This is a genomic window from Terribacillus saccharophilus (assembly GCF_046592895.1).
Taxonomy (GTDB): domain Bacteria; phylum Bacillota; class Bacilli; order Bacillales; family Amphibacillaceae; genus Terribacillus; species Terribacillus saccharophilus_D.
In genome coordinates this window covers 1,007,524-1,031,367 of sequence record NZ_JAWVPU010000001.1, presented here as the reverse complement: position 1 = coordinate 1,031,367, position 23,844 = coordinate 1,007,524, and the positions used below count along the sequence as shown (strand labels likewise).

Sequence of the window (23,844 nt, the reverse complement as noted above, 5' to 3'; positions counted from 1 at the left end):
TTATGATGACTGAAATAGCCATCATCACTGGCGTGTCCTACCCGCGCTCCATTGGTACAGCTGTGTGCCGACGATTGGCTGAGAAGGGTTATGATATCTTTTTTACATATTGGCAGGCAGGAGCGACATGGCCGGATCAATTTAGGAACGAAATACACGAGCGCGGAGTCAGATGTGCAGGGTTTGAAGCAGATTTCGAAGATCCGAATGCAGCGGATAATATGTTGCGGGAAGTACAGCATCAGCTGGGCATTCCAACGGTTTTGGTCAACTGTGCGGCTTTTTCCGAGAACGGAAATTATGAGGGGCTCGATGCTTTTCAGTTAGATCGACATTACGCGGTGAATATGAGAAGTGTCTTTTTGCTTTGTACAGGGTTTGCAAAATTATTCAAACAGCAGCAACTTCATAACAGGGGAAGTATCGTCAATTTGACATCGGGTCAAAGCCAAGGACCGATGCCTGATGAACTGGCGTATATAGCGACCAAAGGCGCCATCACCGCGTTCACTCGATCTCTTTCAGCTGATTTGGCGCCGCTCGGAATCAATGTGAATGCAGTCAATCCGGGACCCACAGACAGCACTTGGATGACTGATGAAATACGAGAGCATTTGCTGCCGAAGTTTCCGATGGGAAGGATAGGCGAACCAGATGACACGGCAAGGCTGATCAGCTTTTTAGTCGGAGATGACGGATATTGGGTGACAGGGCAGGAGCTTCATTCGGAAGGCGGATTCATTCGGAAATGATAGATATGAGCCATCTCCACACTTATGCAAAAAAAGGCGATCCGGAACTAAACGGATCGCCTTCTTTGATCAATTCGCCGCAATCAATACAATCAGCAAAGCTGCTGCAAGGATGATTCTGTATACTGCGAATGGCAATAATTTATATTTGGAAATGATTTTCAAGAATGTGCGGATAGCCAGCAGTGCGAAGATAAATGCACTGATGAAACCAGCCACGAAGAATGGAATCACATTAGGTGTGAAAGCATCCAGATGCTTGATAAGTGTAAGTGCACTGGCACCTGCCATGACTGGAACTGCCATGATGAATGTGAAATCCGATGCTACACGGTGATTCAATCCCAGCAGCACACCGCCGGAGATGGTCGAACCGGACCGGGAGAAACCAGGCCAAAGCGCAATACATTGGAATAGCCCGATCAAAAATGCCTTTTTATATGTCAGAGCATCCAAGGACTCGATTGTCGGAGGATGCTTTTTGGTATGGCGATCAGCAACAATCATCAAAATGGCACCAACAATCAATGCAGCAATCACTGTGCTGATTGAAAATAAGTACTTGTCGACCAAATCCTGCACTAAAAAGCCGAGCACAGCAGCAGGGATCAGACCTGTGATGACGATCCCCAAATTGAATTTCCCCTGTTTACCTGGAAGCTGATCCGACTTTCCTTGCAGTTTCCGTATTCCGAGAATATCCATGAATCGGTCTTTGAACACGATGACTGCCGCCAGGATTGATCCTAACTGGATGACTACCATGAAAGTGATGGCTACTTCTTTATTGAACAGCTGATCGATGTTCAGCCACAAATCGTCTACGATGATCATATGACCAGTGGAGGAGACCGGAGCAAATTCCGTCAATCCTTCCACCAAGCCCATGATCAGTCCTACAATTATTTCATACATTCGATTTATTCCTCACTGTTTGCATTGTTTTTTTCTTACGGAACCGCTGCTGGAACCAAAAACCTGCTCCTGCCAATACGAAGAACGCCAATAGCAGGACACCATATTGGTAGTAACCCAGATACGTTTCAACTGTATCCCAAGAAGCGCCAAGCCAGACACCAAGCAGGACAACGACTGCATTCCAAATCAAGGTACCAAACGTGGAATAAAGAAGGAACTGCCCAAAGTGCATCTTCGCCATTCCTGCAGGAACCGAGATAAGACTGCGCACCACCGGAATGAATCGGCATAGGAAAACAGTCCATACGCCGTATTTGTCAAACCAAGCATCTGCTTTATGTAAATGTGAAGCTTTCAGTTTCAGGAAACGCCCCCAGCGGTTCACCCAATTCTCAAGTCGCTCCAAATCGAAAATCTTGCCTATCCAATACAAGATGGTGCTGCCTAACATGGCGCCGGCTGTTGCGGCTAAAATCACGCCGATAGGAGTCAAGCTTGTCGTTGCTGCGAGGAAGCCTCCGAACACAAGGATGATTTCGGAAGGTATCGGGGGAAAGATATTTTCGAGCAGCATCAGAAAGAGGATGGCTGGATATCCGTATGTTCCCATCAAGTCAGTAATCCATGATTCCACAAGCAAGTTCTCCTTTTATTTATTGGCAGCTTGCATAGCGGAATGAACCGCCAAAGTATCATCCAGGTATCCGAATGGGAAGATATAATCAGGTAGAGCATCAATCGGATTGATGAAGTACAGCAATGCTGCGCCAAGTATGATCAATTCACGCTTTGTTCCGGCACCGTTCTGGAATTTGATATACATCTGTTTCAAGTCGTTGACGAGCTTGCCTACACTGCCAACCGATCTGAGCTTTTCTTCGAATTTCTCATCAATGATTTGTTTACCGCCATCTGTCAGTGCAATTTCCTCATAGGAAGCAAGTTGATTCTCAACTCGTCCCTGACTGAAATCGGGGTCAGCTTGCTGGCAAAGAGCCAGGAGATGCTGCTGACTTTCTTCAGGAGGAGTTTCAAGATATCCTGCTGCTGACATCAGTTTTTTGATCGGTACATCCAGTGCCTGGGAAAATTTATGTAAATGCTTTACTGTCGCATTGCGTTTACCATTCATGATCTTGGAGATGATGGCAGGATCGATGTCGGTTTGCCGGCTCAATGCGCGCATGGTTAAACCTTTATCGCTTATTTCGTTTGTCAGTAAAGTGATTAGTTTTTCATTCTTTTGTTTCATGTGAAACGCCCCCTTGGTTGATCACCTGTTAAAGGTACAAGAGTGTTGACGTTTTGTCAATGTTTGAGGTAAAAAAGAATATAGAGAGAAGGGATATAGTTGCATCATAAGAATTTACAAGCGGCAATCTTACTGCTATGCGTCGTTTCAGGTCTTGTTGACGTCCTGGGCTATATTGGATTAGCTCATGTATTCACGGCAAATATGACAGGAAATATTGTTTTATTGGGAATCGGTCTTGGGGATGCCCGGCAAGTGACGATAACCAATGCATTACTTGCGCTGATTGGATTCATTATCGGAATCCTTGCTGCAAACCTAGTTGGAAAGGGTAAAGGGGAGCCGAAAAGAATTGTACTTGCTGAGTTTGTCTGGCTGTTCATCATCGCGCTCTGTTTGTTTGTGATACCAGAAAGCGGGATTTGGTCCATTGTTATGTTGATGTCTTTGAGTGCTGCGATGGGGATGCAGACTATTGCCGGCAGGAATATGAAGATAGCTGGACTTTCTTCCACGGTTTTGACAAGTACACTTGCCGCCTTTATCGAAGGAATGACGGAACGTATCACAGGTCGCTCGAAATCCATGAGAGATACGTATCTCAGAGGAGCAGCGATTGTCCTATATCTGCTCGGTGCTGCAGTTGGAAGCTTCAGCGTGCGCATGATCGGACTGCATGGTTTATGGATCGCTGTTCTACTGCTTCTCATTACATTTTTACTGCAATATAAAAAACAATTGCTGTAAGAAAAAGAAAAGCGGTCCCGTGAGGGGCGCTTTTCTACTTACTGATGCTATCATGAATGGCTTGAATCTCATCATCCGGTATGACTAGATAATAAATGCCATCTATGGTCGTGCTTTGCCCCTTCATCTCATGCTCCTGAATCGACTGCCGAACATTTCGGTAATCGGTGAATAAATGCTGCATCGAGGAAAGGTTAAGATTCGTCTGCACATTATTGCCCATCACTTTCAAAAGGTCATCGATTTTATTGATGGATTTTATACTGGCGCCCTTGTTGACGACAGCCTCGATCACTTGCCTTTGCCGCGCATTTCTCCCGAAGTCACCTTCAGGGTCCAAGTGCCGCATTCGGGCATAGCCAAGTGCCTGCGGACCATCTAGCGTAATTTCACCTTTCTGGTAGTGATAATCTTTTTTATAAAAACCCTCATCATACCAGTCCAAATCATTTTGAACAGTAATTCCGCCGACTGCATCGACTAAGTCGGACATGCCTTCCATATTGATTTCAACAAAGTAGTCAATCTCAGTGTCCAAAAGGTTTTCAACAGAGTTGATCGACATATCCACACCGCCGAATGCGTATGCATGGTTGATTTTATCCACTGTGCCGTGCCCGACAATTTCCGTGCGCGTATCCCGTGGTATGCTGATCAGCTCCATGGAATCCGACGAAGGATCCAATGACATTAAAAGCAGTGCGTCAGAGCGCCCGGCATCTCCATCCCGCTCGTCAACACCCAGCAAAAGGATATTGATGCGCTCTTTGTTCTTCACCTTTTCAGAGGTGACGCCGTCATCGATTGCTGCCGAGTTCTTCTGGATATCATCCACTGTCTTTTTCACGTCCTTGGCGGTAAGGAAAAGAAAGGAGCATGCTCCTATCAGAACAATGAGGAGGATAAGAAGAATGTACCTGCTTATTCTCCGTTTCTTTTTACGTCTTTCATGCCTTTGACTTTCCATTTATGTAGCCCCCTAACCCTTCCAAGGTACGTTGTTGTTGACACTTTGTCAACAACATACATACTTTTCAGGGTGCGGGAGATACTAACTGTATCTCAGTAGTGATCGATTCTCTCTTTCCAGCAACAGACCTGCCCGATATGGATTCGAAGGGAGGAATGTCTGCGATGAACGAATCTCCAACACATCAAAAAAAGCCAGACGATAAACTGGCTCTTCTCCTAGCAATCCTCACAGTCATCCCTGCAGCTTGCAACCAACTAGTCGATGCTGCTCATAAAGTGGTGCAGTTAATTCAATTGTTTTTCTGAGAAAGAAACCAATGCCGCTTTGCGGCTTTGGTTTTACTTTTTTTAACGGCTTATATTTTACCATCACACTAATACGGACATGAAACAGAACTCAATTTTGTAATTGTGTATGCGCTTTCATATTGCTAAGATTAGAGCATAGCAAGGAGGAAATGAGGTGGGGATCTCTTGAATGATCGTAAGAATAAAATCATTGAAATTCTTCGAAGGGAGAGACGCTATGTAACAGCTTCTGAGTTGGCTACAAGATTGTCGGTATCCCCAAAAACTATTTACAGGGATATAAACGATATATCAAAAAGGATTTCTTCCGAGTTTAGAATTAGAAAAAAAGAGAGCTATGGCTACTGTCTTGTAGATGTCAGGGAAGGTAATTGGGACAAAAGTGATCAATTTGAACATCTGGAGGAAAGAAGACTGAATCTATTGCTATTTCTCCTATCTATAACTCCATGTAAAACATCAATTCAAAAAATATCAGAACGTTACTTTGTTAGTCAAAGTTCCATCCTGAATGATTTCAAACACATCGAGAGCAAAATCAAAGCCTTTGGCATACATTTAACCAAAGAAAATGATGGCACTTGTTTGAAAGGAAATCAGCTAGCGGTCTATCGAGTTATGTCTGTTATAATTGAAAGTTATCTTAAACAATCAGGAGATTCATTTAGTCAATATGATATACCCGATTTCATTAAAGGTATTAAAGTTGTAAATGGAAACTTAAGTAAAATTAAAAAACTTCTGCACGAAATACAAATAGATTATGATTTAGTATTAGATCAACCCTACTATCTAACTCTTTTTTGTTCATTACTCTCTATTATGGAAAAACGAACAAATAACCTCCATCCATTAATGGGAGATGAGCAGATTTACGAAGAAATGGATAATAAATCGGCCATTTATCAAATTACGATGGATTTGACTGATAAACTTGAAAAAACTTATAGCATTACGTTAAGGAAATCAGAAATCTATCATCTTTATTATATTTTGAAAGCCTATAAACTCAATTGTCGATATTTGATAGATCAAAATACCGATAAGGTAGATAAGAAAGTGAAGTTGCTAGCACAGCAATTAATTTCTACTGCTACCCAAAATAGTGGTTATCAGTTTGTAGAAGATGAGGATTTGAAACAGCGTTTGACACTCCATCTGTACAGTATGGTGTATCGGTTGAATCATAATGTTTACATTATCAACCCACTTTTGAAATCAATTAGTGTGAATTTTTCCAGTATATTTGACTTAGTCAAGCTCAGCGCCCAAAAACTTGTAAAAGACAAAATCTATGATAAACAATTGACTGACGAAGAAATAGGATATATTACACTCTATTTCCAAATTTCCTACGATGAACGATTTGCGAACAAGATTCCAATTTTAATTGAGTGTACGAGTGGTATCGGTACTTCCCATTTATTAAGCGGAAAGATTAAGAAGAGTTTTCCGAATATTCTTGTAAAGAAGATCGTTTCTCAGCAGCGTATCAATCAGAGTGACTATGAGGATATAGAACTTGTGATATCTACCGTTAAACCAAAAGGTATGATCGATAAACCGACGATTCTTGTCAGCCCTATTCTAAATGATGATGATAAATATAAGATCGATCAATTTATAAAAGATTACTACAAAAAACAATTGATTTTACCGCATTCATAGGTAGTAAATTAGGAGGTTATTAGAGTGAGCATGCGTATTGATGAGTTAGATTTTAGTAGAGTCATATCTGAAAATCTTATCCAATTGGATTTAAAGGCAACTTCAAAGATGGAAGTCATTGAAGAGTTAACGAATCTATTATATGTAAGCGGTTGCATAAGTGATGAAGAAGGTTTTATCAAGGATGTGATGTACCGTGAAAATGAGGGAGTAACAGGTTTGGAGAAAGGAGTTGCCATTCCTCACGGAAAATCAGCATATGTTTTGAAAACTTCCATTGCCATCGGGAGGACAAAGAAACAGGTGGAGTGGGAATCGATGGATGGAAATCCTATTAATATCATCTTTTTGTTTGCTGTGAAGGACACTGATAAAACTACTACGCATATTAAGTTGCTTCAGAAAGTGGCCGTATTATTATCCGATGAAGAGAAGATAGAACAGTTCCAAGCACTTCAAACGAAAGAAGAATTCTTACATTTATTATCTCAAAACCTTTAGGAGGACTGAATATGAATATTGTTGGAATCTCTGCTTGTACTTCTGGAATTGCTCATACGTATATTGCGAAAGAAAAACTGATAAAAGCCGGAATTGAATTCGGCCATAAGGTACGGATAGAAACTCAAGGAACAATCGGTATTGAAGATGAACTGACAAAAGAGGAAATTGCGAAAGCGGATTTAGTCATTATTGCTGCAGATATCAAAGTAAGCGGAAAAGAACGCTTCAATGGAAAAAGAATTGTTGAGATACCGACTAATATTGCCATAAAGGCGCCGAAGCAACTTTATAAAAAGATCGAGGCCGAATTGAATACAAAGCCATAAGGGGGTCGTTATATGTTAAAAAAACTTCAGATCAAGAAGCATGCTTTAACCGCTATATCCTTTATGTTACCTCTAGTTGTCGCTTCAGGGCTCCTCATTGCGATCGGAAATTTAACTGGCGGAACAGTTATTGAAAATTATCAGGAGGCTTATTCGATTCCATCAGCACTCGTTTCTTTAGGGGTGCTTGGAATGGGGTTGCTAGCTCCAGTTATTGCAGGTGCCATTGCCTATTCCATTGCTGATAGACCTGGAATAGCTCCGGGACTTTTAATGGGTCTCATTGCGAATGCCATCGGAGCAGGTTTCTTAGGGGGTATGCTTGGTGGATTTATCGTAGGTTATTTTGTTTTATTCCTTAAGAAAAATCTGAAGGTACCAAAATGGGCAGAGGGATTAATGCCGATGATGATCATTCCCCTCATTTCCAGTTTAGTTGTCGGTTTGTTGATGTTCTTTATCCTTGGGGTGCCAATTGTGTGGGCAACAGATGGTTTGACTTCCTTTTTAACTAGTATGCAAGGATCGATGAGATTCGTCTTTGGGGCTATTTTAGGAGGGATGGCAGCATTTGATTTTGGTGGGCCGGTCAATAAAGTGGCTTCCCTGTTTGCAGATGGGCTTTTACTGGAGGGCATTTACGAACCTGAAGCAGTAAAAATCCTAGCGTCCATGGTACCTCCATTTGGGGTTGCGATTTCCTGGGTTCTGTCAAAAATGCTGCGAAAAAAGCGTTATACGAAATCGGAAGAGGATAATATCAAAATCGCATTCCCAATGGGTGTTTGTATGATTACGGAAGGTGTCATCCCGATTGCTGCTGTTGATATTGTGAGAGTGGTCGTCTCCTGTACTACTGGTGCAGCGATCGGTGGTGGATTCTCCATGATGTGGGGAGTGGGATCGCCGGTTCCATCGGGCGGATTATTCATCGTGCCTGCCATGACAAATCCATTCCTTTTCTTATTGGCTTTACTGATTGGATCAGTGATTACCGGTGTCATGCTGTTTCTTTGGAAGAAAGAACCTGCCAATGAATTTGCAGAAGATACGACAGAGGAAGAAGAATTTGATCTTTCGGATATAAAAGTCAACATTTAAAGGATTGGAAGTGATCGATATGTATGTATCCATGAAGGGTATGCTTGATCGGGCAAATAAAGGAAGATACGCAGTCATGGCGATTAATTGCTTTAACTTAGAAACCGCTAAAGCAGTCATCGATGCAGCACAGGAATTAAGAGCACCAATCATCATTGATTTACTTCAAGATCATCTGAAGGCTCACTTAGGTAGTAAGTTGCTTACACAACCAATTATGGAGATGGCAAGGGCAGCAAGTGTGGAGGTTGCGATAAATCTCGATCATGGGCAGGATATCGGTTTTGTCAAAAGGTGCTTACATGACGGCTTCTCCAGTGTCATGATGGATGCTTCATTCCATTCGATAGAGAAAAATATAGCAATCACCCGCAATATGGTTGAATTTGCGCAAACATATGATGCCAGTGTAGAAGGGGAAGTAGGAAGCATTGGCTCCATTTCCGGTGATTCAATGACCGAAGACAAAATGTATACAGATCCGGATGCAGCAATCGATTTTGCATTGAGAACAGGAATAGATGCGTTAGCCATCTCTTATGGATCAAGTCATGGAAACTATCCGGATGCATATGTCCCGCAATTTCGGTTCGATATTGTAGACAAGATTAAGCAAACAATAAACATCCCTTTGGTCTTACATGGCGGATCAGGCTGCGGAGAAGAAAACATCAGAAAATCAATCGAACTCGGGATCAATAAGATCAATGTTGGCTCCGATTTCATGAATGCCCAAGTTCAATGTATAAAAACAGATTTTAAAGAGAATCCAGAGTTGAGCTATTTTGACATCATACACCGCACGGTATCTGCCGGTAAAGAACTAGTGAAATATTATATACGACTATCCCAATCTGAAAATAAATCCATTTAACAAGAGGAGAGATAAGATTATGCTAGTAAATATGAAACAGCTGTTGGAAGTAGCTAAAAAACATAAATTTGCAGTAGGTGCTTTCAATGTAGCAGATAGCAATTTTTTAAGAGTCGTAGTGGAAGAAGCGGAAAAAAATAATTCGCCTGCCATCATCGCTGTACACCCAACAGAATTAGAGTTTACAAAGGATGACTTTTTTAGTTATGTACGGACCAGAATCAAAAATAGTCATGTTCCCTTTGTCCTCCATATGGATCACGGAGGAAATGTAGCTGATATTATGAGGGCTATACGAGCCGGCTTCAGTTCTGTCATGATCGATGGTTCCCTATTACCCCTTGAAGAAAATATCAGAGTAACAAAGGAAATCGTCGAGATAAGCCATCCATTAGGTGTATCAGTAGAAGGTGAATTAGGAACAATCGGAAATACAGGAACTTCCGTAGAGGGAGGAGTATCAGAGGTCATCTACACAAGGCCGGAAGATGCAAAGGAATTTGTAGAAAGTACGGGAGTGGATACGCTAGCTGTTGCGATTGGCACATGCCATGGCATCTATCCAAAAGACATGGAGCCAAAACTTCGTATGGATATTTTACAGGCTATTAAACAAGAGGTGGATATTCCACTTGTTCTTCATGGGGGATCTGCAAACCCAGATGAAGAAATTGCAGAAGCCGTTAATATTGGAATACAAAAGGTAAACATTTCTTCGGACTACAAGTTTGCTTTTTACAAAAGATGCCGTGAAATATTAGCGACAACAGAACTTTGGGATCCAAATGTCATCTACCCGGAGTGTATCAAAGCTGCAAAAGAAGTAGTAAAATATAAAATGAGATTGTTCAATTCTAAAAATAAAGCAGATTTATATCGAGAAGAAAGCGTAATAGCATGGAGAAATGAATTCTTATAAAAAAAATTAATGCCCCTCTTTAAATTTATTTTAAGAGGGGCATTGAACAAAAGATTATCAATTAGTTTTTTATTAAGGGTATGAGAGATAATCTCATACCCCTTTATTAATACTGAGTTAAAATAACGAAATAGTATAACCAGCAGCAATAAGTTGAATTTGTAGAAGGTTGATATTTAATATTTGAATTGAGTACATAAGAATTGATTTTAGAATATATTCTTCTGCATGAGGATAGGGGGAGCAACCAATGCTAAAACATAAATTCAGTGCTGGCTTTTTGCTTGTCAGCATATTTTCCCTTTTGGTGGGTTTGAGTGGGTTCTTGGCGGTGAATCGGGAAATGGGCTTTTCAGGAGCGCTGATTTTCGCCATCTATATGAGTCCTTTTGTATTCATTTATGGCATTTTCGTTTCATGGCTGATCAGTAAAATAGTAAAGCCGGTGAATGCGAGAAATTCGGGAGTTTATGTGATATTGCATGGATTCGGCGGGCTGCCGTTTGCGGCAGTGTTCATTCCTTCTCAAAGTTCTGCTGCGCTATTGTTCACGGCAGCATTGGGTGCATTTTTCGCGATTCTCTTTGCATTGATAGAGCTTGCGTTAATATATGTGACAAATAAAGGGCGCATCGGGTGGCTGTCACTTTATTTGCCTTTGCCACTGTATCTTGCGGTCTTTATCATCGGCCAGATCCAGTCAGTGCCAGCACCTTCTGAAGAGGCGGTGCTCGACGATCCAGGTTATTCTGTCAGGGAAGCAGCCGCCATTGTAACAGAACGGCATGGATATGGGGAAAATGGCGGATTCCCTCCTGAAACAGGCAAGGTGGAGCATTGGAATATGTTTGGGGAACGTTTTACGCGTGAAACGGTTATCGAAACCGTTCCAGGGGAAAAGGAAGCGTATTATGTAACATTAGTGGAAAAGAATATGGACCGGCAGGAAGTCTATAAAACGACTTATCTGACATCGGAAAATAATGTGGAATTGCATAATAGAGTAAGCGAACAACAGGAGTGATAAAATGGACAACGATGCAATCATTTTGTTTGATGGTGTATGCAATCTGTGTAACAGCAGTGTCCAATTCATCATCAAGCATGACAAAAATGCTTATTTCAAATTCGCTTCCTTACAGAGTGATTTTGGCAGGAATCTGCGGAAAGAGAAGCAGATTCCTGATAACGTCGACAGCATCATATTCGTGGAAAGAGGCAAAGTGCATATGCAATCAGGAGCAATTTTACGCATTGCCCGTCACTTGGACGGAGCTTGGAAATTAGCTGCTGCAGCTCTTATCATACCGCGTCCGATCCGGGATATGCTTTACCGGTATGTAGCGAAGAATCGTTATCGCTGGTTTGGTAGACAAAACCAATGCATGCTGCCATCTCCTGACTTAAAAGAGCGATTTTTGTGACTATAAAAAAATTATTAAGAATATGCTGAGCTTCTATACAAATTTCCATATGCGCGGTATCATTACTAACAGTAGCCAAGAACGGCAAATATTGCATAGAAAAGAGTCGGCAAATGAGATTATCGATCTTGATTGCAATCGTCCTGTGCGTCATTAGTGCAGGAGTCTATTCGATTGCGACAAACAACAAAAAAGAAGTAGAAGCAGTATCCGCTCCGAATCAGCTATTCGTCGCCACCGATGGAGACGATGATAATGAAGGAACAGAAAAGAAACCTCTTCGTACGATACAAGCAGCAGTGGAACAAGCAACTGCCGGGACAACTGTCTATATTCGCGGCGGTACTTATGATGAAGGATTCGATGTGACCCAAAGCGGAACGGAAGATGATCCCATCACAATCCGCAATTACGAGGATGAAGAAGTTATCATCAGCGGCAAAGACATGGAGACAGAAGAAGATACAGCTTTAGTGAATGTGGATAGCAAGCACTTCATCACCATCCAAGGGCTGACGCTTCAAGATTTGACGGCAGATTCACCAGACTATGCCGTGATGGGTGTACTTGTAACAGGCAGCAGCTCGCATATCAATCTCATTCAGAATCATGTCCATCATATCGGGAATACAGCCGACGAAGGCAATGCGCACGGTATAGCTGTCTATGGAACAGGCAAGATGGAGCAGATTCGGGTCATGGATAATATCGTAGAGGAATTGACACTCGGCCTCAGTGAAGCTGTTGTATTGAATGGTAATATCGATGGTTTTGCTGTTACAGGCAACACGGTACGCCACAACAATAATATTGGGATTGATTTGATTGGTTACGAGGGTACAGCAGAAGACCCTGATGCTGATTATGTACGGAATGGAACAGTGCAGGGTAATGTGGTGCACGATAATTCTTCCTATGGCAATCCCGCATACGGAGAAGATTACTCCGCAGGCGGGATTTACGTGGATGGTGCCAAGAATATCAAAATCAAAGGAAACACAATTTTCAAGAATGATTTAGGTATTGAAGCTACTTCCGAACATAAAGGAAAGTATGCAGATCAAATCGAGATTACGGAAAACGAAGTCTATGAAAACAATTATACGGGTATTTCGATCGGCGGATATGATGATGAACGCGGCGGTACCCAAAATTCCTCGATCACATATAATGTGCTCTTCCGTAATGATACAAAAGATCTCGAGGGCGGTCAGCTGCTTCTGCAGCATGATATCCGTGATAATGAAATTTCGCATAATGTGTTCACTGCCAGCAAGACGGGATTGTTCATTGCGAACGATTTTCAGACGAATGGCAACACCATCATGAATCACAATGTATATGGTAAGGGCTCAGGAAATAGATGGATTTGGAAGCAGCAGGAATTTACTGATTTTGCTGCATTCCAACAAGCGACTGGACAGGATGAGGATTCGGCCTATATAGAAGTGCATTATACTGATGCCTCCAGCAAGGATTTCACGTTAAAAGAAGGTACAACTGCACAGGCAGTAATAGATTGATCAAAACCTGCATACCAAGGTATGCAGGTTTTTTTCGTACATGAACGTTGTGAAAGGACGAAACAACTACCTTTTTATATAAGAGGATTACAGTTGCGTAAATATTCCTTTATCTATGTAGTGTTTCTGTAAACATAAACAAAGATGGAAGATTATTTGCTATGCTTTATCCATTAAAAAAAGGGAGGATTCTGCTTGTGAAAAGAGCGATGGATTGGAGATTCTTTGTAATGACTGTGCTGCTTATTCCTTTTACGATATTCGGTTATGCGGTGCAAAGTCAGGCTGAGACGGCTGCTGACCCTGCTCCGGAGTTACAGCCAAAAGGTGAGGCGAACGGAAAAAAGGTCTTATTCGATAATACACATGGACAAACTGCTGGTGCGGCAGACTGGGTCATTGATGGCGCATTTTCCGATTTCGGGGATGCTTTGGCTGAAGAAGGTTATTATGTGAAGGAATTAAGAAAAACTACTGCCATTACTTATGAAGACATTCGTGATTATGATGTGTTCGTCATTCCAGAACCAAACATCGCCTTCAAGAAATCAGAGCAGGATGCAATGCTGCGCTATACCGAGGAAGGCGGCAGCATTTTCTTCATCGGGGACCATTATAACGCGGATCGCAACTATGATCGCTGGGATTCCGGGGAAATCTTCAATGGATATCGCCGAGGGGCATTCGAGGATCCAACCAAGGGTATGTCTGCTGATGAAGCAAATTCAGATCGGATGCAGGGCGTAGAGAGCTCCGACTGGCTTGGTGAAAACTTCGGTATCCGATTCCGATTCAACGCCACTGGTAACATCGAGTCTGGACAAACTATAGTGGAGCCAGCTGATTCCTTCGGGATAACAGAGGGCGTCGAGGTACTGGAATCCCATGCAGGTTCTACATTGACAATCCTCGACCCTGCTAAATCAAAAGGCTTGATTTATTTCCCGGAAAATATTCAAGCATGGCCGAATGCTGTCGACCAAGGGGTGTATGCTGGCGGCGGAATCGATGAAGGGCCTTTCGCGGCTATTTCCAAAGTTGAGCAGGGAAAAGCAGCCTTCATCGGCGATTCATCACCTGTTGAGGACGTAACACCTAAATATCTACGTGAAGACAGCGGGAGCAAAAAACGCACATACGATGGCTTCACCGAAGCAACAAACGGGCAATACCTGCTGAATGTCATGGAATGGCTCAGTGAAAAAGAAACGTATACAAGCTTTGAGGAAACATCCATCACACCAAGTGAAGTGACACCGCTTCTGGAAACAAATACAATCAATGAAAATCCGGAATTGACTACCGAAACAGAAAAAGAGCCATGGTCCAATCCACCATCTGGCTATCGCTGGTATGATCCAAGCACATTTGCTGCTGGTTCCTATGGATCGGAGGAATTCGCATCCAACCCAACTTATGATGTAGTCACTCCGGCTACACTGCCGACGCAGCAGGAATTCACTGTACGGGTTGTCGTGGAAAATCTGCAGCCTGGTGAAACAGTGACAGGTTTGCAGCTGGGAGCTTATCTGCCGGGTGGGCAACAAATCGGGAAGTTCAATACGACTGGTTCATGGCCGAGTGGCTATGGATATAGCAGTAGCTTTTCCGTGACAGCAGATGCAGCAGGAAGGGCCACAGTGGAAGTACCGGCACAGCTGAATCCGTCAGCTGCGGATGGTTCTGCCAGCCTGCGCCTCCGTAAAGATGGAAGCAATCTGTTGACGAAGTCCGTACAAATTGGCAATGTGCAGACAGAGCCACTGCCAGAAGACGAGACTGAACAGCCACAGCACCTGACGATCAAGGAAGCGCGCGATGTACAGGATGGTGAAGCAGTTACGATAGAAGGTGTTGTCACATCCACTCCAGGCAGCTTTGGTGGGAATGGGTTTTATTTGCAGGACGATACAGCGGGAATCTATGTTTTCCAAGATAGTGAAGGCTTCAAACCAGGAGATTCAGTTCGTATCAGTGCAATAAAGACTACTTATAATGGCGAAGTGGAAGTAAAGGACATCATTGATTCCGAAGTGATTGGACAAGCAGAACTGCCAGCAGCTAAAACAGTTTCTGCAGTTGATGCATCCAATCAAGGACAGCTGGTGAAGATTGAAAACGCTGAAATCAAGAATATAGAAGCTGTTAACTCATACGGCACATTCGAGTTCGATGCTGTTGGACAAGACGGAAATACAACGCGTGTGCGAGTGGATAATAGAATTGGAACGGATCATGATACATTTCTCTCCCAGTTCCAAGAAGGCGACAAAGTGGATATCACAGGTGCAGCCTCGATTTTCAAAGACACATACCAACTCAAGCCTGTCTCCCCGGACAATATTGTCAAATCTGCACAAGCAGAGCAGCCAGCTCCAGCTCCATGCAAAACCGATAACGGAAAGCATAAAGGTGCTGACAAAGGAAAGGGCAAAGGAAAAGGTCACGATAAAAGCTGGAAATGTGCAGCTTAAAATAGTGTGAGAAGCAGGGATGTAGCATTACCTGCTTCTTTTTTTGCACGTCTTTTCTCACCCTGTCTTGCTAACTTGCTGATTTTATACTACCAAATGGCAGTGAAAAGGATGAACTTTGACCAGTTTAAAAATAATGAATGCTGTACTGTTGGACTTTGTTCCCAACTTCTCTTTATCCCGTTTAGGTAAGTACGAAGCGGGAATACATTCACCAAGCGTGGCCACGCATCGTTCAGAAAAAACGTTCAGTTACTAAGGTTAAACTACTACGAAAGAGACATCTTGAGGAGGAGATTAACATGGCACAGAACAATAATAAGATGAGTTATGAAGAAGCAGGCAAAAAAGGCGGACAGGCAACATCCAAAAATCAAAATAAAAGTTTCTATGAAGATATCGGCTCCAAGGGCGGACAAGCCAATGCGAAAGAGCACAGCAAGGAGCATTTCCAGGACATCGGTTCTCAGGGCGGACAAGCCAATGCCAAGGAACATAATAAGGAGCATTTCCAGAATATCGGTTCCCAAGGCGGAAATGCAACGGCAGACAATCATGGAAAAGACTTCTATGAGGATATCGGCTCCAAGGGCGGTAAAGCAAATGCAGATTCCCACAATAAGAAGCACTTCCAGGAGATTGGCGCAAAAGGCGGCCGTTCCAGCAATAACAACTAAGAGAGCAGCGTGAACAATTGAAAAAGCAAACATGATCGCTTCCGAATTATCGTTTCGGGAGCGATTTTTGCTTATTTATTCATCATTAGTCGGTACCTATCTGTTTGCTTTTACATAGAATGACTTGAATCAAGAAGGAGGGATATCATGTCTGAAGGATATGGAGGCAAAGGCTACGGCAGCGGATTCGCACTTTTGGTCGTGCTTTTCATTTTGTTGATCATCATCGGTGCTTCTTACGTTGGCGGCGGCTACGGCTACTAATAACCAATCAAAGAAGGAATCACGGTTTGCTGCCGTGATTCCTTTTTTTCTTCGTTTTCGCGGGTTTGTATTCAAGCGTCACTTCGATTAACGAGATAAAAGCTGCCATAACGATTTCTGTATACCAATTTAACTGCACTGGTTCATACAAGCCGTTTACAATGGAGATAACAACCCAATTCATCACGAAATTCATTGAAAACGAAACGAGGCAGTCATACAACGTGTGTGGCTCGCGTTTATTGGTCAGAAAATAATAAAAGCCCTTTACGAATAGTTCACCGATGATACTAAGAAGAAGGTATATTCCGACAAACACTGCTAAATGCTTTGATGATTCATATGTGACATCAAGGATACTGAAGGCACCAAGGAAACCAAAGTAATAAATGACAGCTATAAAAGCAATAACAAATATCACTGCTATGGATAGGAATATCGCTATCATTCTCTTTGAATCTTTATCGCGATTCATCTTCTGCTGCTGTAATGCCACTGTTATCCCCCCCGTGCATTCTCTCTGATTGCTAATACGTATAAATGACTTGGAAGTTTCATATGGATGTATCGTCAGAGCGAAGCCGGCTGTACATGACCATATCTAAAAAAGCCCCATTCATTCTTTCATATTGGCGAAGTATGCCTTCTTCATGAAAGCCTGCTTTTTCCAATAGCTTGCGAGAAGGTATATTCCCAGGCTCCACTTTTGCTTCAATCCTATTCAGTGCTAACGTATGAAAGCCTTTTTCAAGCAAAGCGTAAAGTGCTTGGCTCATATATCCATTTCTCCAATAATCCTTCCCTATTTCATAGCCGATTTCCCCGCGCTGATTCGCGGTGTCACGATAGTTGAATCCGCAGGTCCCGACAATGGTGCCATCATCCAGTACGATTGTATAGCGATCTGCATGATCAAGCTGTGTCAGGTATAGAATCATTTCTTCTGCTTGCTCCACGGATTGCATCGGTGTGATATTCATGAAAGCAGTCACATCCGGGTCGGACCAAAAGTGGTATAAAGCAGGCGCATCGGATACAGAAATCGGACGCAAATGAATTGTTCGTTTTTTGGACAAGCTGCATGCTCCTCTCTTTGTATGATTACCCAATATTATGTATATTTAGTATATTAAAACAGGCGGTGATGCATGATGCTGACATTATTTCTGACAAACGTGTTACTGGGACTTTCGATTGCTCTTCCGGTCGGTACGGTGACGATCGAAATGACCAAGCAAGGCTTGAAAAACGGCTTTCTGCATGGCTGGATGGTAGGAGTGGGCGGCATGACGGTCGACTTTTTATTGATGCTTGCCCTGTTTCTCGGTCTTGCGCCTATTTTGGCACTACCGACGATTCAAACAGGCATGTGGCTGCTTGGTGCCCTTTTTCTCTTATATATTGCATATGACAGTATCAAAAATGCGGACAAGCAAATTGTATTAGACGGTGAAAAAACGACAAAAAAACTGAGATCTTCCTACAAAAATGGATTGCTTGTGGCAGTTTCACCTAGCAATCTTGTATTTTGGATAAGCGTTTTCGGTACTTTTCTATCAAGCAGCTTTTCAGAAGGAAGTCAGTTGTCTTTCATAGTGGCAGGTCTGGGAATCTTGGCCGGGATACAGGTTCACGATATCGGCTTGATGAGTATCGTCGCCGGTACAAGGAAGGTCGTGAATGAGACTTTCGTAAAATGGGTATCTATAGGTGCAGGTTTGGTACTCAGTTACTTTGCCATAGTTTTCTTCATACAGTTTTTGAAGCATATTTTTTAACAAGGTCTATTTGTAGTTTACCGTTTTATTCCTGTAGAATATAGATAAAGATGTGCAGGAGGCGGTAGCGATGGCAGAGGCCTTGAAAGATATGTATACGGAAGAGTTCTTGAAAGGTTTCGCTTCCAGAGTAAAACGAGCTCATGCTGCTTTTGATGAGGAACGGTTCATGGAAGCTATAATGGATGCGGAATGGGCAGAACTGGAACTGAAAGGCCGGATAAGGAAGATCAGCCAAGTGCTCGGTACGCTTCTTCCTGATGACTATCCCGAAGCCTTAGGAATTCTGTTTGCGATTCAGGATCAGTGCGAAGGGTTTCCTTATCTGTTCTTTCCAGACTTTGTGGAAGTCTTTGGACAGGCACCGGAACATGAAGCAATATCATTGCATGCGCTGGAGCAATTCACCAAACGATCCACAGCGGAATTTGCCATCAGACCTTTTTTGATTCGTTCACCTGAGGCAATGATGAAACAAATGCTGGAATGGGCAAAATCCGATGATCATCACGTTCGCCGGCTGGCGAGTGAAGGGTGCCGGCCAAGGCTGCCATGGGGGCAGGCGATACAGCAGTTCAAACAAGAACCAAGCCCGATTTTCGAGGTACTTGAAGTATTGAAGGCAGATGACTCTCTATATGTGCGGAAAAGTGTCGCCAATAATTTGAATGATATTGCAAAAGACCATCCAGAACAGGTTATTGCGACAGCCAAACGCTGGTGCGGCCTTTCTCCGGAGACAGACTGGATCATCCGGCACGGATGCCGTACATTGCTGCGAAATGGAGAACCGGAAGTAATGGCTTTATTCGGATACGAAGATATTGCTGATAATCTGACAGCAGCTGCCATAGAAGTGGATCGTCATCGGGTAAGGATCGGCGAGCTGGTAAACATGACGTATTCTTTTACTGTGGAAAAGCAGTTGAAGCTGCGCATGGAATATGCAATTGATTTCATCAAAAAGCGGGGAATATCCCGGAAGAAATTCCTTCTCTCTGATCGGGTATTTACAGCAGGAGAAAGCATTACGAAAGAGCGAATACATAACTGGAAAGACTTGACGACAAGAATTCATTATCCGGGTGTGCACCGTATTGTTTTACTGGCAAATGGAACAGAAATAGCGCACACTGATATGGAATTGATCAAATAAAGGAGTGGAACGATGAAACGGATTGCAGTTTTCTGCGGCTCAAGTGAGGGTGCTTCACCAGCATACATAGCAGCAGCCAAGGAGTTAGGGAAAACATTGGCAGAACAAGGCCTGACGCTTGTATACGGCGGTGCGAGTGTAGGCTTGATGGGTGCGGTCGCAAATGGAGCGATGCAAGCAGGAGGCCATGTCATCGGAGTGATCCCTGATTTTCTGGATAAGCGGGAAATAGCTCATACACATCTATCGGAATTGATCGTCGTTTCATCCATGCATGAACGAAAAGCAAAAATGGCGGAGCTAGCGGATGGCTTCATCGCACTTCCTGGCGGGCCAGGTACGCTGGAAGAGTTCTTTGAGATCTTCACATGGGCCCAGCTTGGACTTCATCAAAAACCGCTCGGCATCTTGAATGTCGAAGGCTATTATGATTTATTGGTGAAATTATTCGACCATATAGCGGACGAGCAGTTCATGCACGAAAAATATCGGACCATGACAATGGCAGACACCGATTCCGAAAGACTGCTTGAGAAGTTCAGACACTACAAAGCACCAGAAGTGAAAACATATATCAAACGACCAGAGCAGACGTAAAAGCGTCTGTTTTTTTATTTTCAGTAAGTGAGGTTTTAACTCAGCAAATTTGATCAAAAAAAGTCCACTGCCTTGCGGTAAGCTTTATTCATAGGAGGTGATCACATGCTGGGTCATGAAGCAGTCATCCAGACCACTATTTCTTATATAGAAAATAACTTACACGAACCGCTCACATTTGAACAGGTGGCAAATCAAGCGGGATTCTCCAAATTTCATTTTCATCGACTGTTTCAAGCCAGTGTCGGTGTGTCTTTTACCGATTATATCCGCCGAAGAAGACTAGCTGGAGCATCAGCAGCACTGCTGCATACCGAAATGGGAATACTTGATATCGCATTAGTGTATCAGTTCGAATCACAAGAGGCATTTACAAGAGCTTTTAAAAAGCACTACTGCCTTCCACCAGGAAAATATCGTCGTATGATGCGGGGAGCGCTGCATCAGAAGGAGGAAAAAATGGAAGCAAACCAAGTAAGAGGTTGGCTATTGAGTGGTTCCGATCCACATAATTTCGAGATGGGAATAGATTATGAGCATGTTCATCAAGGAAAAGCATCAGGTTATTTGAAATCCAAGACTGTCATGGGCGCAGAAGAGTTCGCCACGATGATGCAGCAATTCAAGGCAGTGAATTATCGAGGCAAAAGGCTTCAGCTGTCATGTTTCATCAAAACAGAGGAAGTACAAAGCTTTGCCAGTATGTGGATGAGAGTGGATGATGCATCGGATGACGTGATTCAATTTGATAATATGAGCAACAGGCCGATCAAAGGCACAACCAACTGGACCCGATATCGAATCGTGCTCGATGTGCCGGAAAATAGTGCGGTGATTTCCTTTGGGGTGATCTTATCCGGCAGGGGCAAAGTCTGGGCAGATGGCTTCCGTTTTGATGAAGTCGATGCATCTGTTCCCACTACTAATATAGAAATGACATATGAGCTTCACGATGAACCGGTTAATTTAGCTTTCGAGGAGGAATGAAGCCTGAATGTTCGGGTTATTGATAGAGGGTGTTCAGGCTTTTGTGAAATATTGGAAACAGGGTTTCATGTCTGAAGTCCTACCCCCATTGTTTTTGGCAGCATGTTTACTTACGTTATCGGAATTGATCACTAGACATATACTCAATCAGCGGCTACACGGAACTCTTGCTTATATAAGACTAGTCGGTACATGTACGTTGTTGAGTGGCATATGGACTGTACTGCTTCCAGGTACGCTTCCTATCATAGGGAATTTTAAAATGCTAGCGACTGATTTGACTTTCGAGACCTCTCTCAAATTGGCTGGGTTGTCACTTGGAGTCGCTGCTTGCTTGATTCCTCTGGCTGTCCTATGGACTAAAATGCAGAGTCGTATCGTGATAACCACCTATATTGTCTTGTGCAGCTCCCTCTATGCGGTTGCATTACTCGCAGCAGCTTCATGGGGACTGGATATACGCTTACCAATTTCACTCACTGCCGTATTTGGACTGGCGTTCTGTCTGTTAGTAATAGCCATACCGAGTATGGATGATGCAGATAAAGAAAAAACGCATGATTTCGAGGGACTGCATACGTAAATGCAAGTCCTTCTTTTTATGCGCTTGTTCAAACCTTCTTCCTATATTACCAGCTTTCATATTATGGTAAAATATTCAAAAAATAAGGAGGCGGTGCAGCGTGGCAGATTTCCAGATTGGCAGTGTATTTGTACATGTGAACGATGCAAACAAAGCAGCTAGGTGGTATGCGAATCTCTTAGGGATACCAGAACCACAGCCAACGACGGGACCAGTGCAATTCCTGGAAACTGTGGATGGAAGAGGGCTCGTCATTGACGATAATCGAAATAATGATCCAGCTATACGTCCGGTATTCATGCTTGAAACGAAAAATGTCCAATCAGCTTATGTGCGCGTGACATCTCAAGGCGGCAAGATTGTCCGTGAGCCTGAAGAAGATGAAGCTGTCGCCTTCTTCAACTTCCAGGACCCTGATGGCAACATCGTCATGGTTTGTGAGCAGCGCTAATGATTTTATGGATTAATGGAGCCTTCGGTTCGGGCAAGACGCAGACGGCAATCATGCTCAAAAATAGGCTCGAGAATGCTTATATATATGATCCGGAAGAAGCAGGTTTTTACATAAGGAGAAATATGCCAGAGTCAATGCAGAAATCAGATTAACAAACTACAATCGCAGCGATGATATCATAGAACTCGATTTATCAAGTGCAACTGTCGACCTGGCCGCCACAGCTCTTGGGGTGGAACCTGCACGTATTGCCAAGACGCTAGCGTTTAGGGGAAAGGATGAAGCAGAGTCCGTTTTGATTGTTGCAGCTGGAGATGCAAAGATCGATAATAAGAAGTTCAAGCAAGTATTCGGTGTGAAGGCGCGGATGCTATCTGCTGATGAAACACTTGAACAGACGGGCCATGCTGTCGGGGGAGTTTGTCCATTTGGGCTCAAGAATGAGTTGCCTGTTTATATGGATGTATCCTTGAAACGCTTCTCAACTGTTTTCCCGGCATGCGGCAGCAGTAATTCAGCTATCGAGCTGACTTGTGAAGAACTTATTGAATTTGGCAAAGGCAGAGAGTGGCTGGATATTTGCAAGAGCTGGGCTGATGGAGTGGAATGAAGTCTAAGGGATCCCGCTTTGCTTCTCCCTCTGACACTGCTAAACTAATGTTGCACCCTATACTTCACATAAAAGATAGGTTAGGAGAAAGAATCATGTCAGAAAATAGTACTAGAAAAGAGATATTTTCCTGGTTGCGGGCAATTGCGATTGCTGTTGTCATTGCGTTTGCTTGCCGTTACTTTTTGTTTACGCCATCTACGGTTCATGGGGAGTCGATGCTGCCGACGTACCATGATAGTGATCATGTCATAGTCAGCAAGGTTTCGAAAATAGAGAGAAATGATATTGTCGTCTTTCACGCACCTGATGCGGATGCCCATTATATCAAGCGGGTGATCGGTTTGCCTGGAGATACAATTGAAGTGATAGATAATGTGCTGTATGTGAATGGAGAAGCACAGGATCAATCGTATCTCCCGGAAGATATGATGACCGGTGATTTCAAACTGAAGGAATTGACTGGTGAGGAGAAGGTTCCAAAAGGTAAGGTGTTCGTTATGGGAGATAACCGCACTAACAGTAAAGACAGCCGGATATTCGGATTTATTTCAGATGAAGAAGTAATCGGAGAAGTGAAAATGACTTTTTATCCTTTCTCTGATTTCCATATAGGCAGTTAATATGTGTCAGGTATTCGGAAAGACGGTAGACGGAGAAACAAGATGTGAGCATTACCATTCTCCATTGGATGTGATCGCAATCAAATTCGCCTGCTGTCAGGAATTTTATCCTTGCCACCAATGCCATGAAGAGACAGCTGATCATAAGGCGGAGGTATGGCCAAAAGACCGCTTCGATGAACATGCGATATTATGCGGCGTATGCAAGACGACGCTAAGCATTGAACAGTATATGGAGACCGAACGATGTCCAAGCTGTCAGGCCGCATTCAATCCAGGCTGTCAGCTGCATCATCATTTATATTTCGAACGAATGGAAAGAGGCTGCCGTTAATCGGCAGCCTCCTTTTTT

31 protein-coding genes are annotated in these 23,844 nt (G+C 43.1%); 25 read left to right on the top strand and 6 right to left on the bottom strand.

The window, feature by feature from the left end; translation table 11 throughout:
• Positions 1 to 2 precede the first annotated feature (2 nt).
• Positions 3 to 752 (top strand): SDR family oxidoreductase, encoded by a 750-nt coding sequence (locus SFC66_RS04950; RefSeq protein ID WP_411217584.1) that lies wholly within the window; start codon positions 3 to 5, stop codon positions 750 to 752.
• 69 nt (positions 753 to 821) lie between these two features.
• Here the strand turns inward: SFC66_RS04950 and SFC66_RS04945 are convergent, their stop codons facing one another.
• From SFC66_RS04945 to SFC66_RS04935, 3 genes are read right to left on the bottom strand one after another with little or no spacing between them, the layout of a single operon-like run.
• On the bottom strand, positions 822 to 1,667 hold the full coding sequence (locus tag SFC66_RS04945) for an undecaprenyl-diphosphate phosphatase (protein WP_411217583.1): 846 nt from the start codon (positions 1,665 to 1,667) through the stop codon (positions 822 to 824).
• Positions 1,660 to 2,304 (bottom strand): DedA family protein, encoded by a 645-nt coding sequence (locus SFC66_RS04940; RefSeq protein ID WP_411217582.1) that lies wholly within the window; start codon positions 2,302 to 2,304, stop codon positions 1,660 to 1,662. The genes SFC66_RS04945 and SFC66_RS04940 overlap by 8 nt, the downstream gene beginning before the upstream one ends.
• A 15-nt stretch (positions 2,305 to 2,319) precedes the next feature.
• Positions 2,320 to 2,922 (bottom strand): DUF1232 domain-containing protein, encoded by a 603-nt coding sequence (locus SFC66_RS04935; protein ID WP_411217581.1) that lies wholly within the window; start codon positions 2,920 to 2,922, stop codon positions 2,320 to 2,322.
• Positions 2,923 to 3,021: 99 nt separating this feature from the next.
• On the opposite strand from SFC66_RS04935, the gene SFC66_RS04930 reads away from it, so the two are divergent.
• Entirely contained in the window at positions 3,022 to 3,669 is a 648-nt protein-coding gene (locus tag SFC66_RS04930) for a YoaK family protein (RefSeq protein ID WP_411217580.1), read from the top strand.
• A 34-nt stretch (positions 3,670 to 3,703) separates the two neighbouring features.
• On the opposite strand, the gene SFC66_RS04925 is transcribed toward SFC66_RS04930, so the two are convergent.
• On the bottom strand, positions 3,704 to 4,636 hold the full coding sequence (locus SFC66_RS04925; protein WP_411217579.1) for an LCP family glycopolymer transferase: 933 nt from the start codon (positions 4,634 to 4,636) through the stop codon (positions 3,704 to 3,706).
• A gap of 167 nt (positions 4,637 to 4,803) precedes the next feature.
• Here SFC66_RS04925 and SFC66_RS04920 point away from each other — a divergent pair, with 167 nt between their 5' ends.
• From SFC66_RS04920 to SFC66_RS04860, 13 genes are all read left to right on the top strand, one after another.
• On the top strand, positions 4,804 to 4,947 hold the full coding sequence (locus tag SFC66_RS04920; protein WP_411217578.1) for a hypothetical protein: 144 nt from the start codon (positions 4,804 to 4,806) through the stop codon (positions 4,945 to 4,947).
• A gap of 168 nt (positions 4,948 to 5,115) precedes the next feature.
• Positions 5,116 to 6,618: a BglG family transcription antiterminator gene (locus SFC66_RS04915; protein ID WP_411217577.1), complete on the top strand. Its 1,503-nt coding sequence runs from the start codon at positions 5,116 to 5,118 to the stop codon at positions 6,616 to 6,618.
• A 30-nt stretch (positions 6,619 to 6,648) separates the two neighbouring features.
• A complete protein-coding gene (locus tag SFC66_RS04910) occupies positions 6,649 to 7,119 on the top strand; it encodes a PTS sugar transporter subunit IIA (RefSeq protein ID WP_411217755.1) in 471 nt (156 codons plus the stop codon).
• Positions 7,120 to 7,130: 11 nt separating this feature from the next.
• Positions 7,131 to 7,448, top strand: coding sequence for a PTS fructose transporter subunit IIB (locus SFC66_RS04905; RefSeq protein ID WP_411217576.1), 318 nt, complete (start codon positions 7,131 to 7,133; stop codon positions 7,446 to 7,448).
• 12 nt (positions 7,449 to 7,460) lie between these two features.
• A complete protein-coding gene (locus tag SFC66_RS04900; protein ID WP_411217575.1) occupies positions 7,461 to 8,549 on the top strand; it encodes a PTS fructose transporter subunit IIC in 1,089 nt (362 codons plus the stop codon).
• A gap of 19 nt (positions 8,550 to 8,568) precedes the next feature.
• Positions 8,569 to 9,423, top strand: coding sequence for a class II fructose-bisphosphate aldolase (locus SFC66_RS04895; protein ID WP_411217574.1), 855 nt, complete (start codon positions 8,569 to 8,571; stop codon positions 9,421 to 9,423).
• A 19-nt stretch (positions 9,424 to 9,442) separates the two neighbouring features.
• Positions 9,443 to 10,342, top strand: a complete 900-nt coding sequence (locus SFC66_RS04890; protein ID WP_411217573.1) for a ketose-bisphosphate aldolase — start codon at positions 9,443 to 9,445, stop codon at positions 10,340 to 10,342.
• Between the two features lie 250 nt (positions 10,343 to 10,592).
• Positions 10,593 to 11,366, top strand: coding sequence for a hypothetical protein (locus SFC66_RS04885; protein WP_411217572.1), 774 nt, complete (start codon positions 10,593 to 10,595; stop codon positions 11,364 to 11,366).
• Between the two features lie 4 nt (positions 11,367 to 11,370).
• Positions 11,371 to 11,766 carry a thiol-disulfide oxidoreductase DCC family protein gene (locus SFC66_RS04880; protein ID WP_411217571.1) on the top strand — a complete coding sequence of 132 codons (396 nt, stop codon included), beginning with the start codon at positions 11,371 to 11,373 and terminating at the stop codon, positions 11,764 to 11,766.
• A 113-nt stretch (positions 11,767 to 11,879) separates the two neighbouring features.
• Positions 11,880 to 13,289: a DUF1565 domain-containing protein gene (locus tag SFC66_RS04875; protein ID WP_411217570.1), complete on the top strand. Its 1,410-nt coding sequence runs from the start codon at positions 11,880 to 11,882 to the stop codon at positions 13,287 to 13,289.
• 197 nt (positions 13,290 to 13,486) lie between these two features.
• Entirely contained in the window at positions 13,487 to 15,763 is a 2,277-nt protein-coding gene (locus SFC66_RS04870) for a DUF5689 domain-containing protein (protein WP_411217569.1), read from the top strand.
• Positions 15,764 to 16,065: 302 nt separating this feature from the next.
• Complete coding sequence (locus SFC66_RS04865; protein ID WP_411217568.1) at positions 16,066 to 16,440, top strand: glucose starvation-inducible protein B; 375 nt, start codon at positions 16,066 to 16,068, stop codon at positions 16,438 to 16,440.
• A gap of 147 nt (positions 16,441 to 16,587) precedes the next feature.
• On the top strand, positions 16,588 to 16,704 hold the full coding sequence (locus tag SFC66_RS04860) for a YjcZ family sporulation protein (RefSeq protein ID WP_411213605.1): 117 nt from the start codon (positions 16,588 to 16,590) through the stop codon (positions 16,702 to 16,704).
• 19 nt (positions 16,705 to 16,723) lie between these two features.
• Here SFC66_RS04860 and SFC66_RS04855 read toward each other — a convergent pair whose 3' ends face one another.
• Entirely contained in the window at positions 16,724 to 17,200 is a 477-nt protein-coding gene (locus SFC66_RS04855) for a YrvL family regulatory protein (RefSeq protein ID WP_411217567.1), read from the bottom strand.
• Positions 17,201 to 17,258: 58 nt separating this feature from the next.
• The gene (locus SFC66_RS04850; RefSeq protein ID WP_411217566.1) at positions 17,259 to 17,780 is read right to left on the bottom strand and encodes a GNAT family N-acetyltransferase; all 522 of its coding nucleotides are present in this window, start codon (positions 17,778 to 17,780) and stop codon (positions 17,259 to 17,261) included.
• Positions 17,781 to 17,858: 78 nt separating this feature from the next.
• On the opposite strand from SFC66_RS04850, the gene SFC66_RS04845 reads away from it, so the two are divergent.
• The 10 genes from SFC66_RS04845 to SFC66_RS04800 all read left to right on the top strand — a co-directional run bounded on the left by SFC66_RS04845 (position 17,859) and on the right by SFC66_RS04800 (position 23,826).
• Complete coding sequence (locus SFC66_RS04845; RefSeq protein WP_411217754.1) at positions 17,859 to 18,482, top strand: LysE family translocator; 624 nt, start codon at positions 17,859 to 17,861, stop codon at positions 18,480 to 18,482.
• A 70-nt stretch (positions 18,483 to 18,552) separates the two neighbouring features.
• Entirely contained in the window at positions 18,553 to 19,638 is a 1,086-nt protein-coding gene (locus tag SFC66_RS04840) for a DNA alkylation repair protein (RefSeq protein ID WP_411217565.1), read from the top strand.
• A 12-nt stretch (positions 19,639 to 19,650) separates the two neighbouring features.
• On the top strand, positions 19,651 to 20,235 hold the full coding sequence (locus SFC66_RS04835; RefSeq protein ID WP_411217564.1) for an LOG family protein: 585 nt from the start codon (positions 19,651 to 19,653) through the stop codon (positions 20,233 to 20,235).
• Positions 20,236 to 20,343: 108 nt separating this feature from the next.
• The gene (locus tag SFC66_RS04830; protein WP_411217753.1) at positions 20,344 to 21,222 is read left to right on the top strand and encodes a helix-turn-helix domain-containing protein; all 879 of its coding nucleotides are present in this window, start codon (positions 20,344 to 20,346) and stop codon (positions 21,220 to 21,222) included.
• Positions 21,223 to 21,484: 262 nt separating this feature from the next.
• Positions 21,485 to 21,805: a hypothetical protein gene (locus SFC66_RS04825; RefSeq protein WP_411217563.1), complete on the top strand. Its 321-nt coding sequence runs from the start codon at positions 21,485 to 21,487 to the stop codon at positions 21,803 to 21,805.
• 100 nt (positions 21,806 to 21,905) lie between these two features.
• Positions 21,906 to 22,256 (top strand): VOC family protein, encoded by a 351-nt coding sequence (locus SFC66_RS04820; RefSeq protein ID WP_411217562.1) that lies wholly within the window; start codon positions 21,906 to 21,908, stop codon positions 22,254 to 22,256.
• Positions 22,256 to 22,411, top strand: coding sequence for a hypothetical protein (locus SFC66_RS04815; RefSeq protein WP_411217561.1), 156 nt, complete (start codon positions 22,256 to 22,258; stop codon positions 22,409 to 22,411). Before SFC66_RS04820 ends, SFC66_RS04815 begins: the two co-directional genes overlap by 1 nt.
• Positions 22,402 to 22,869: a YbaK/EbsC family protein gene (locus SFC66_RS04810; RefSeq protein WP_411217752.1), complete on the top strand. Its 468-nt coding sequence runs from the start codon at positions 22,402 to 22,404 to the stop codon at positions 22,867 to 22,869. The genes SFC66_RS04815 and SFC66_RS04810 overlap by 10 nt, the downstream gene beginning before the upstream one ends.
• Positions 22,870 to 22,964: 95 nt before the next feature.
• Positions 22,965 to 23,492 carry a signal peptidase I gene (gene lepB / locus SFC66_RS04805; RefSeq protein ID WP_411217560.1) on the top strand — a complete coding sequence of 176 codons (528 nt, stop codon included), beginning with the start codon at positions 22,965 to 22,967 and terminating at the stop codon, positions 23,490 to 23,492.
• Between the two features lies 1 nt (position 23,493).
• A complete protein-coding gene (locus SFC66_RS04800; RefSeq protein ID WP_411217559.1) occupies positions 23,494 to 23,826 on the top strand; it encodes a CHY zinc finger protein in 333 nt (110 codons plus the stop codon).
• The last annotated feature ends 18 nt before the right edge of the window (positions 23,827 to 23,844 follow it).

What these genes read in the sequence shown, in the direction of transcription:
- SFC66_RS04875 (WP_411217570.1), top strand. Translation starts at nt 11,880, where the DNA reads ATGAGATTATCGATCTTGATTGCAATCGTCCTGTGCGTCATTAGTGCA.
- SFC66_RS04925 (WP_411217579.1), bottom strand. Translation starts at nt 4,636, where the DNA reads ATGGAAAGTCAAAGGCATGAAAGACGTAAAAAGAAACGGAGAATAAGC.
- lepB (WP_411217560.1), top strand. Translation starts at nt 22,965, where the DNA reads ATGTCAGAAAATAGTACTAGAAAAGAGATATTTTCCTGGTTGCGGGCA.
- SFC66_RS04900 (WP_411217575.1), top strand. Translation starts at nt 7,461, where the DNA reads ATGTTAAAAAAACTTCAGATCAAGAAGCATGCTTTAACCGCTATATCC.
- SFC66_RS04840 (WP_411217565.1), top strand. Translation starts at nt 18,553, where the DNA reads ATGGCAGAGGCCTTGAAAGATATGTATACGGAAGAGTTCTTGAAAGGT.
- SFC66_RS04890 (WP_411217573.1), top strand. Translation starts at nt 9,443, where the DNA reads ATGCTAGTAAATATGAAACAGCTGTTGGAAGTAGCTAAAAAACATAAA.
- SFC66_RS04910 (WP_411217755.1), top strand. Translation starts at nt 6,649, where the DNA reads ATGCGTATTGATGAGTTAGATTTTAGTAGAGTCATATCTGAAAATCTT.
- SFC66_RS04935 (WP_411217581.1), bottom strand. Translation starts at nt 2,922, where the DNA reads ATGAAACAAAAGAATGAAAAACTAATCACTTTACTGACAAACGAAATA.
- SFC66_RS04880 (WP_411217571.1), top strand. Translation starts at nt 11,371, where the DNA reads ATGGACAACGATGCAATCATTTTGTTTGATGGTGTATGCAATCTGTGT.
- SFC66_RS04885 (WP_411217572.1), top strand. Translation starts at nt 10,593, where the DNA reads ATGCTAAAACATAAATTCAGTGCTGGCTTTTTGCTTGTCAGCATATTT.
- SFC66_RS04920 (WP_411217578.1), top strand. Translation starts at nt 4,804, where the DNA reads ATGAACGAATCTCCAACACATCAAAAAAAGCCAGACGATAAACTGGCT.
- SFC66_RS04945 (WP_411217583.1), bottom strand. Translation starts at nt 1,667, where the DNA reads ATGTATGAAATAATTGTAGGACTGATCATGGGCTTGGTGGAAGGATTG.
- SFC66_RS04950 (WP_411217584.1), top strand. Translation starts at nt 3, where the DNA reads ATGATGACTGAAATAGCCATCATCACTGGCGTGTCCTACCCGCGCTCC.
- SFC66_RS04835 (WP_411217564.1), top strand. Translation starts at nt 19,651, where the DNA reads ATGAAACGGATTGCAGTTTTCTGCGGCTCAAGTGAGGGTGCTTCACCA.
- SFC66_RS04905 (WP_411217576.1), top strand. Translation starts at nt 7,131, where the DNA reads ATGAATATTGTTGGAATCTCTGCTTGTACTTCTGGAATTGCTCATACG.
- SFC66_RS04800 (WP_411217559.1), top strand. Translation starts at nt 23,494, where the DNA reads ATGTGTCAGGTATTCGGAAAGACGGTAGACGGAGAAACAAGATGTGAG.
- SFC66_RS04825 (WP_411217563.1), top strand. Translation starts at nt 21,485, where the DNA reads ATGCTAGCGACTGATTTGACTTTCGAGACCTCTCTCAAATTGGCTGGG.
- SFC66_RS04860 (WP_411213605.1), top strand. Translation starts at nt 16,588, where the DNA reads ATGTCTGAAGGATATGGAGGCAAAGGCTACGGCAGCGGATTCGCACTT.
- SFC66_RS04815 (WP_411217561.1), top strand. Translation starts at nt 22,256, where the DNA reads ATGATTTTATGGATTAATGGAGCCTTCGGTTCGGGCAAGACGCAGACG.
- SFC66_RS04865 (WP_411217568.1), top strand. Translation starts at nt 16,066, where the DNA reads ATGGCACAGAACAATAATAAGATGAGTTATGAAGAAGCAGGCAAAAAA.
- SFC66_RS04895 (WP_411217574.1), top strand. Translation starts at nt 8,569, where the DNA reads ATGTATGTATCCATGAAGGGTATGCTTGATCGGGCAAATAAAGGAAGA.